This window comes from Butyrivibrio sp. FC2001 (assembly GCF_000424125.1).
Lineage (GTDB): Bacteria > Bacillota > Clostridia > Lachnospirales > Lachnospiraceae > Butyrivibrio.
Genome location: NZ_AUJH01000023.1, coordinates 62,314 through 70,076, shown reverse-complemented (window position 1 = coordinate 70,076; position 7,763 = coordinate 62,314). Strand labels below are relative to the sequence as shown.

Sequence of the window (7,763 nt, the reverse complement as noted above, 5' to 3'; positions counted from 1 at the left end):
TCTGTCCGTTTTACCTTTAGTTAGGTTGTTTTGTTCTCTGAAATTTCTTTTTGGAATTTTCAGGGTTGCATTACTATTTCATTGTCAATGTGCTTAAATACTGGGCTTGCAGGTCTTTCGAAGAAGTTCCGTGCGCCGCAGCGATATTTAATATATCACTACCCCCATATAGTGTCAACAACATTTTTCAAATTTTTTCAAAAAAAATAGCAGTTTCTTTAAAAACCGCTATTTTATCGCATTTGTTGGCATTATTTTTTTAGAAATTCTCGGCACTGGCCACTGTTTTTTTCATATAACTAATAACTTCAACCGGATAATTGCCTATTGCAGTCTCTCCTGTCACCATTACAGATGCTGCTCCATCCAGAACTGCATTGAATATATCGCTTACTTCCGCCCTGGTTGGAACAGGATTCTTTTCCATAGAGGAAAGCATCTGGGTCACTACCATGAATCTTCTATTAGAAAGACGGCATTTCTCTGCTATCCTCTTCTGCACTCCGGGAAGCTCCCAGAGAGGCACGGCATTGCCGAGGTCTCCTCTGGCAATAATGACTTCATCGCTTACTTCTATTATCTCATCAAGCTTATCTATTCCGCGCCTGTTTTCTATCTTGGCGAATATTTCTATAGAAGCTCCGCCTTCCCTTTGTAATACATCTCTTAAAGTAAGGACATCTTCCTTTCCTCTTACAAAGGGCTGCATTATTCCTGTAATGCCTAATCGCACGGCTTCTTTTATATTTACAATATCTGATCCGGTAAGTGCATCCATTCTGATTTCTACTTCTTTTACCGCTATACTCTTTCTGCTTCTTAATGTTCCTCCTCTGTCAACCCTTGCTGTGACCCTGTCTCCATTATTAGCGAGGATATGTGCTTTTATTTTTCCATCATCTAAAAGGATTTCCATATCCTTTTTAAGCTCGCACAGTATTTTGGCATCAAGAGGTATTCCACCTTTTCCTAAAATGAATTCAGAGTCCTCCAGAAGGTCTATATCATTGTCAAGGGTTCCTATTCTGAGCTCCGGTCCCTGAAGGTCCACCAGAATTTCAGGAGTAATACCGCACTGTCTGGCAGCACTTTTTACTATATAAATAAGTGATTCGTTGTCCTCAAGCATGGAATGGGATAAGTTCAGACGAACTCCGTGCATTCCCGCTTTGAACATTTCCTTTAGTAATTTTTCATCATTACAGGCCGGGCCTAAAGTACCATAAATTTTTACCATATTTTCCTGTTCTTTCTATAATAATAAACGTTTTCTTCATTATACTATTCATGCAAAAACGTACAACAAATATAGCTGTTCTTTATGCTTGAACCTCATATATTTTATATGATAATATAATTTTATTAAATATTTTACTTTTATGTAAAGGAGTTATCATGCTTCATATTAAATCACTTTCAGAAGGGCTTGAACTTTTCAAGGCTCTGGGCTCAGATGTACGAATTGAAATCATTAAAATATTACTGGAAGATAACGGTATGAACATGAATGAGCTCGCCAGTCGTCTCAATATCACTAACGGTGCGCTCACCAGTCATATTCGAAAGCTTGAAGAATGCGGTCTTATTACTGTCAGCAATGAGACAAACGGTCATGGCAATCAGAAGATCTGTTCCGTTCATGTTGATAAGATTCTGATAGATATTCAGGATGAGCAGCGCGATGAGAACATCTATACAGCTGATATAAAGGTTGGACAGTTTTCCGATTACGATGTTTATCCTACATGCGGACTGGCTTCATCCACTCAGATAATTGGTCAGGTTGATGATACCCGCTACTTCTCTCATCCTGATCGCTACAATGCCGATATACTCTGGTTCACTAAGGGCTACGTTGAGTATGTGGTACCCAATTTCATTCCTTTTAATCAGAAGATTGATGAAATTTGTATCTCAGCTGAGCTTTCAAGTGAAGCTCCCGGTGTAAACAATGTATGGCCTTCAGATATCTCTTTCTATCTTAATGGTGAATTCTTAGGCACATGGATATCTCCAGGTGATTTTGGAGATGTTAAGGGTATTTTCACACCGGATTGGTGGTTCCCGAACTGGAATCAGTATGGACTTCTCAAAATGCTGGTAATCAATCACCGCGGAACCTTTATTGATGGTCTGCAGATTTCAGATATTTCAATAGATCATTTCAATCTGACAAGTAAGAGCGGAATCAAGTTTAAAATGGCAGTTCCTGAGGATGCTGAGCATGTAGGTGGTCTTACTATTTTCGGAAAGACCTTCGGTAACTACAGCCAGGATATAAATGTAAAGATAGCCTACAGTCCTATTGATCCTGTTCAGTAAAGCATACGGTTGAATATTAAAAACGCTTTCCTTTTTTAGGGGAAAGCGTTTTTTGTCGTCTTATCTTCTATAAATATTATTTGAAGAATTCCATATCTCTGTTTAGCTTCTCGGATATTTCCCTGAGGTCATTTGCTTCGTTAGCAAGCTCAAGAACAGTATTTGAAAGCTCCTGCATGGAAGCACCGGTCTCCTGGGATGATGCTGCGTTCTCCTCTGAGATAGCTGACAGTGCATCCATGGTATCGGATACAGCGTTCTTGGAGGATGCACATTGTTCAGCACCCTGGCTGATAACCTTAACTCCGCCTACGGTCGAATCGATGTCCTGAAGCATTCCATTTATGGATTCAATTGTTTCTCCAAGTGCATCCTGCTGCTCAAGATTACCCTGCTTAACATCTTCTGCGGCCTGTACTGCTGCGGATGCATCTCCAAGAAGTACATCCATCTCCTTCTTGATGTCATCCGCCATAATCTTTGAATCCTCAGCCAGTTTTCCGATTTCTTCTGCAACTACTGAGAAGCCTCTTCCGGCATCTCCTGCTCTTGCAGCTTCTATGGAAGCATTAAGGGACAACAGGTTGGTCTGTGTTGCTATGGATGTGATGCCTTCTACCTTAGCAGAAATATTGGTAACAGCTTCCTGGGTTCTGGCGATTGTATCTGAAATCTCATCTATCTTAGCAGTCATCTCCGAAGACGAATTCTGAAGTGATGACAGGGATTTGCTTGATATTTCAGATGCTTCCTTCATCTTTATAGCAAGTCCGTCAAGATTCTCGGTTGAATCCTGAACATTACCTACTGCGTCACCGATAAGAACTACATTCTCTGCAGCACTTTGAATTTCTCCGGCCTGCTGTGTTGCTCACTGAGCTATCTCCTGAACTGCGTTAGAAACATCCTCAGTTGTCTGGGATATTCTGTTTGCCATTTCTGAAAGCTCTGCTGATGATGTATTAACTGTAGATGCGGACGTTCTGATGTCCGTAACTATTGAGCTAAGCTTATCTATCAGCGAATTTGTATTATTAAGAGCTATTCCAAGTTCATCTTTTCTGTCGAGGTACTTATCTGTTTTCTTAAACTCACCCTGGGACAGATATTGTATGCTATCGTTTATGGCTCTAATTGCACCAGCCATGCTGATAGCTGCCTTTACTGCAACAATAATTGCTACAGCCATAAGCACAATGCCTATTACGAGCATAAACACAATAGACTTAAATACCTGATTTTCAACTGCCTGTCTGGACACACCTGTAAATGCCATGGATACAACTTTTCCAGAACTGTCCTTAACCGGAACATAGGCAACAAAATATGGAGTTCCTGCAACCTGGGTATTTGTAGAAGTGAAGGTTTTCCCCCCATTTATTACTTCTTTGACAACTGTGTCAGCGGCTTTAGTGCCAATTACACTGCTTCCAAGGGAAGAATTCTTTCTGGTATCACCATCGAACCACGTAAAGTCATAGCCGGCATCCTGCTTGAGCTGTGTTTCAACGGTATTATCTCCCGCAGAGCGATCTGCAATATCCATACCTATATCCTTATAGGTATATGCGGAAGCCAGAAGTCCTTTTAACACCTCTTCCTCCATGCCGGAACGCATAAACATGATGCCTGTTATCAGCATGGCTATGGTGATAACAAACGCAGGTAAAACCGCTATTAGCGCGATTTCTTTCCTTACAGAAAATATTTTCTCCCTCATAAAAGCCCCCTTACACAAAATCAGAACGATTAAGAACAGAATGATTGCTATCAAATCAATTATACTTAAACTTTTTATATCTTTTCAACAATAAATATCGCTTGAATTCGAAATTTTTTATAAAAAAAGACGGCAAACTTAAACGTTTGCCGCCCTAAAATCATATTCTGATTATTTAATTCCGCTGATAGCAATTGATTCAATGATAACTCTCTGGAACAGGAAGAACAGTACCAGTGTAGGAAGCATCGCAATTACTGAAGCTGCCATTATCAGAGCGTAATCACTCTGAATAGCATAATACGAATTGAAGGATCTGATTACAACCTGCAGTGTCCAATGCTTTTCACTTCTAAGGAAAATTGTGGGTGCAAGGTAATCATTCCAGATTCCCATGAACCAAAGCATGAGCTGTGTTCCAAGAGCGCCCTTCATTAACGGAAGGAATATTTTGTAGTAGATTTCGAAGTAGTTACATCCGTCAATTTTAGCTGCATCCATAAGCTCAGTAGGTATGCTGTAAAGATTCTGTCTTAAGAAGAATATCATTCCAACATTACCGAAGCATCCGGGAATAATAAGCGGTGCAAGGGAGTTTGTCCAACCAAGCTTAGTAAAAAGAACATACTGAGGTATCATTACTACTGCAAAAGGAATCATAATTGTTGCAAGAAGGGCAAGGAAAAGAGCGTTCTTTCCTCTGAAATTCATCTTTGCAAAGGCAAAAGCCGCAAGAGATGATGTGAATCCGCCAATAAGCAGTACCGGAATTTCTACTGAAATTGTGTTTATGATACCTGATATGAACTGTCCTTTGCTGAGCACCTGACTGTATTTACCTATAAGAATAGGATTAGGGAACAATGTCAGTGATCCCGAAAGAATCTGATTCTTTGTCATAAAGGATGTTGCCACCATATAAACAAGCGGGAACACCATGGTTATCGCAAATGCAAAGAGTAAAATAAAGATGATAATGTTTACTACCTTCTCTTTAGAAGATGTGACGCGATCTGTCTGATAGTCTTTTGCACTTGATTTTGCTCTTTTGGGCATATTTGTAGTTGCATCTGATTTAGATTTTAATGCCATTTCCATCAATCACACCTCCTTTACTCTATAGTCTTAACCCATTTATCCTGACCCCAGAAGTTGATGGCCGTGATAATGAATATGATAATTGCAAGAATTACTGCTACTGCACTTCCGTATCCAAGCTGTCCGTTTGTGAACGCCTTTTCATACAGATAGAATACAACTGTAGCTGCGCTGTAGTTAGGTCCGCCTGAAGGAGTCATGACCTGTACCTCTACGAATACCTGGAAGCCACCGATAAGTGATGTGATCAGGATGTAGAAGGTAACTGGTGATAACAGCGGTAATGTGATATTTCTGAATTTCTGCCAGCTGTTAGCTCCATCTATCATAGCTGCTTCATAATAATCACGGGGTATATTCTGAAGTCCTGCAAGATAAAGAATTACTGTTCCTCCAAGTCCCTTCCATACCATGAAAATGATCAGTGAGACTTTGACCATAAATTCATCGCCGAGCCAGTTGGGACCGTGAAGTCCTGTAAGAGCTTTGTAGATTCCGTTCAAAAGACCGTAATCATAGTTAAAAACCCATGCCCACAGTATTGAAACTGCTACAAGCGAAGATACAACCGGTACATAATACATGGTTGTAAGTACTCTCTTGCCAGGAATTTTCCTGTTAAGACCCATTGCCACCAGCATTCCAAGTATCATACCGATCGGAATACCTATCATATAGATAATAGTGGTTCCCATAGCCTTCCAGAATTTTGCATCATTGAGAATTTTAATATAGTTTCTAAGGCCAACAATATTGCCCCAGAGTGAATTGATTCCAGTCCATTTGCTTGAGCTGGCAATTAGAGCAAAGACGATAGGATACGCCATGAAGAGCATAAAGCCTACAAAGGGGGCTGCTATAAAAAGCCATGCCCATCTCTCTTCTCTCTTTGCCATCGCAGACATCTGAACTTTTACTTTTTTTGATGCCATAAAAATACCTCTTAGTAATGGGAGCCCCTCCGCCTGGCGAAGGGACTCCGCTAATCAAATCATTTTTTTTAGAAAACTTAGTTTGTAGCAGAATTCTGAAGTTCGATAGCTTCATCAAGTGCTTCCTGCATCTCAGGCTCAACCTGCTGTAAATAATCCTCTACACTGATATCGCCATTCTTGATATTGAATACACCTGACCAGAAAGGAGTGAACCACTCAGCATTGTATGTGTAATCTGTTTCCTGAAGTGATGCTGCATAGTGATCATTACCATCAAAATATCCGAAGATTACATCTACATTTGAAGCATAAGGAACTTTGCCGCTGTTTACAGCATCCTTGAACTCACCATAAGCAAGCTCTGTGATATTAGGAAGCTGGATAGACTCACCAGTTGTGATACCTGATACAGCCTTCTGACCTTCTTCGTCTGTTGAAAGCTTAGCTGCGAGCTGTGCTGCAAGATCAGGATTCTCAGATGTTGCAGATACACAGTAACCAACTGATCCCATCCATGTGTGTGATCTTCCGTCACCTGAAGGTCCTACAGGCCATCCGCAAAGGTTCCACTTGTAAGGGAATGTAGCGTCATCCATAAATGCTGCAACATCCCATGTTCCACATGCATAGAATGCAACCTGTCCATCAAGCCATCTCTGGTATCCACCAAGAGCTGTATCCTGCTCAACTGAAGGTGTAAGACCATTCTTTGTAAGGTCTGTATAGAATGTAAGAGCTTCCTTAAGAGGCTCATTGTTTGCAACGTTAACCTTAGTCATGTCATCGTTAAGGAACTTAACTCCGTTTGAATAAAGGAAAGGAGTCATACCAAACTGATCAGCGTTAGCTACACCCCACTGGTCAATCTCTCCATCACCATCCTTATCAATTGTGAGCTTCTCACAAACTTCTATGAATTCATCGTATGTATAAGGTTTTTCCGGATCAGGATACTCAAGACCTGCTGCATCGAAAAGATCCTGGTTGTAAGCAAATGCGAAGCAGGAAAGATCCTTGGGAAGTGCGTAAAGTGATCCGCTTCCAACATTCTTACCATCATAACGGTAAATCTCCTGTGTTGTTCCCCATACGCTTCCGATTGTGTCAGCATCAACATAATCGTCAAGAGGAAGAACGTATCCATTATCCACATAAGAACGAACTGCTGCAGGTCCTACATAGAATACGTCAGGCATATCATTAGCTGTCATGTTAGCAATCATCTTCTGATTGTATTCATCCTGAGTTGTTACTTCAAAAACAACTTCCTTGATCTCGTCCTTGTGCTCTTCTACGAACTGCTTTACAAGATCTTCGTAAATCTTCTTCTCATGCTCCTGCATGTAAAGAAATACATGGAGTGTCTTATCTCCGTTACCTGTAAGTGAGTCAGTTGAAGAACCGTCTGTACTCTCAGCCTCTGCTGCATCAGCAGTTTCTGTTGCATCTCCTGCGTCTGCAGTTTCTGCTCCACTGCCTTCCTCTGTCTTAGCTTCTGTGCTCTCAGCCTCTCCAGCTTCCTCAACTGTTGTTGTAGCACAGCCTGTCAGAGCACTAAGCCCCATTACACTTGCCATTGCAATACCTAAAAACTTCCTTCTCATGTTAAATCCTCCTAAAAATCCTCAGTTAGTGATTAACTTATGTAGTAATCTTAAACAAACAAATTTAGAACGTCAACAATTATT

General features: G+C 40.7%; 7 protein-coding genes. 1 reads left to right on the top strand and 6 read right to left on the bottom strand.

Annotation, left to right across the window (positions count from 1 at the left end; all coding sequences use genetic code 11):
* Positions 1–259: 259 nt before the first annotated feature.
* Positions 260–1,237 carry a pyruvate kinase gene (pyk, locus tag G601_RS0111495; protein WP_026665440.1) on the bottom strand — a complete coding sequence of 326 codons (978 nt, stop codon included), beginning with the start codon at positions 1,235–1,237 and terminating at the stop codon, positions 260–262.
* Between the two features lie 158 nt (positions 1,238–1,395).
* On the opposite strand from pyk, the gene G601_RS0111490 reads away from it, so the two are divergent.
* On the top strand, positions 1,396–2,322 hold the full coding sequence (locus G601_RS0111490; RefSeq protein WP_026665439.1) for an ArsR/SmtB family transcription factor: 927 nt from the start codon (positions 1,396–1,398) through the stop codon (positions 2,320–2,322).
* A 76-nt stretch (positions 2,323–2,398) separates the two neighbouring features.
* On the opposite strand, the gene G601_RS26865 is transcribed toward G601_RS0111490, so the two are convergent.
* From G601_RS26865 to G601_RS0111465, 5 genes are all read right to left on the bottom strand, one after another.
* Entirely contained in the window at positions 2,399–3,079 is a 681-nt protein-coding gene (locus G601_RS26865) for a methyl-accepting chemotaxis protein (protein WP_026665438.1), read from the bottom strand.
* A 114-nt stretch (positions 3,080–3,193) separates the two neighbouring features.
* A complete protein-coding gene (locus tag G601_RS26860; RefSeq protein WP_026665437.1) occupies positions 3,194–4,042 on the bottom strand; it encodes a methyl-accepting chemotaxis protein in 849 nt (282 codons plus the stop codon).
* Positions 4,043–4,213: 171 nt separating this feature from the next.
* A complete protein-coding gene (locus tag G601_RS0111475) occupies positions 4,214–5,140 on the bottom strand; it encodes a carbohydrate ABC transporter permease (protein ID WP_242830095.1) in 927 nt (308 codons plus the stop codon).
* 14 nt (positions 5,141–5,154) lie between these two features.
* Positions 5,155–6,072, bottom strand: coding sequence for a carbohydrate ABC transporter permease (locus tag G601_RS0111470; RefSeq protein WP_026492929.1), 918 nt, complete (start codon positions 6,070–6,072; stop codon positions 5,155–5,157).
* Positions 6,073–6,149: 77 nt separating this feature from the next.
* The gene (locus G601_RS0111465) at positions 6,150–7,679 is read right to left on the bottom strand and encodes an ABC transporter substrate-binding protein (RefSeq protein WP_026665436.1); all 1,530 of its coding nucleotides are present in this window, start codon (positions 7,677–7,679) and stop codon (positions 6,150–6,152) included.
* Between the last annotated feature and the right edge of the window lie 84 nt (positions 7,680–7,763).

Bases quoted from the DNA above. Each gene is read 5' to 3' on its own strand.
- pyk (WP_026665440.1), bottom strand. From the start codon at position 1,237: ATGGTAAAAATTTATGGTACTTTAGGCCCGGCCTGTAATGATGAAAAA.
- G601_RS0111490 (WP_026665439.1), top strand. From the start codon at position 1,396: ATGCTTCATATTAAATCACTTTCAGAAGGGCTTGAACTTTTCAAGGCT.
- G601_RS26865 (WP_026665438.1), bottom strand. From the start codon at position 3,079: ATGAAGGAAGCATCTGAAATATCAAGCAAATCCCTGTCATCACTTCAG.
- G601_RS26860 (WP_026665437.1), bottom strand. From the start codon at position 4,042: ATGAGGGAGAAAATATTTTCTGTAAGGAAAGAAATCGCGCTAATAGCG.
- G601_RS0111475 (WP_242830095.1), bottom strand. From the start codon at position 5,140: ATGGAAATGGCATTAAAATCTAAATCAGATGCAACTACAAATATGCCC.
- G601_RS0111470 (WP_026492929.1), bottom strand. From the start codon at position 6,072: ATGGCATCAAAAAAAGTAAAAGTTCAGATGTCTGCGATGGCAAAGAGA.
- G601_RS0111465 (WP_026665436.1), bottom strand. From the start codon at position 7,679: ATGAGAAGGAAGTTTTTAGGTATTGCAATGGCAAGTGTAATGGGGCTT.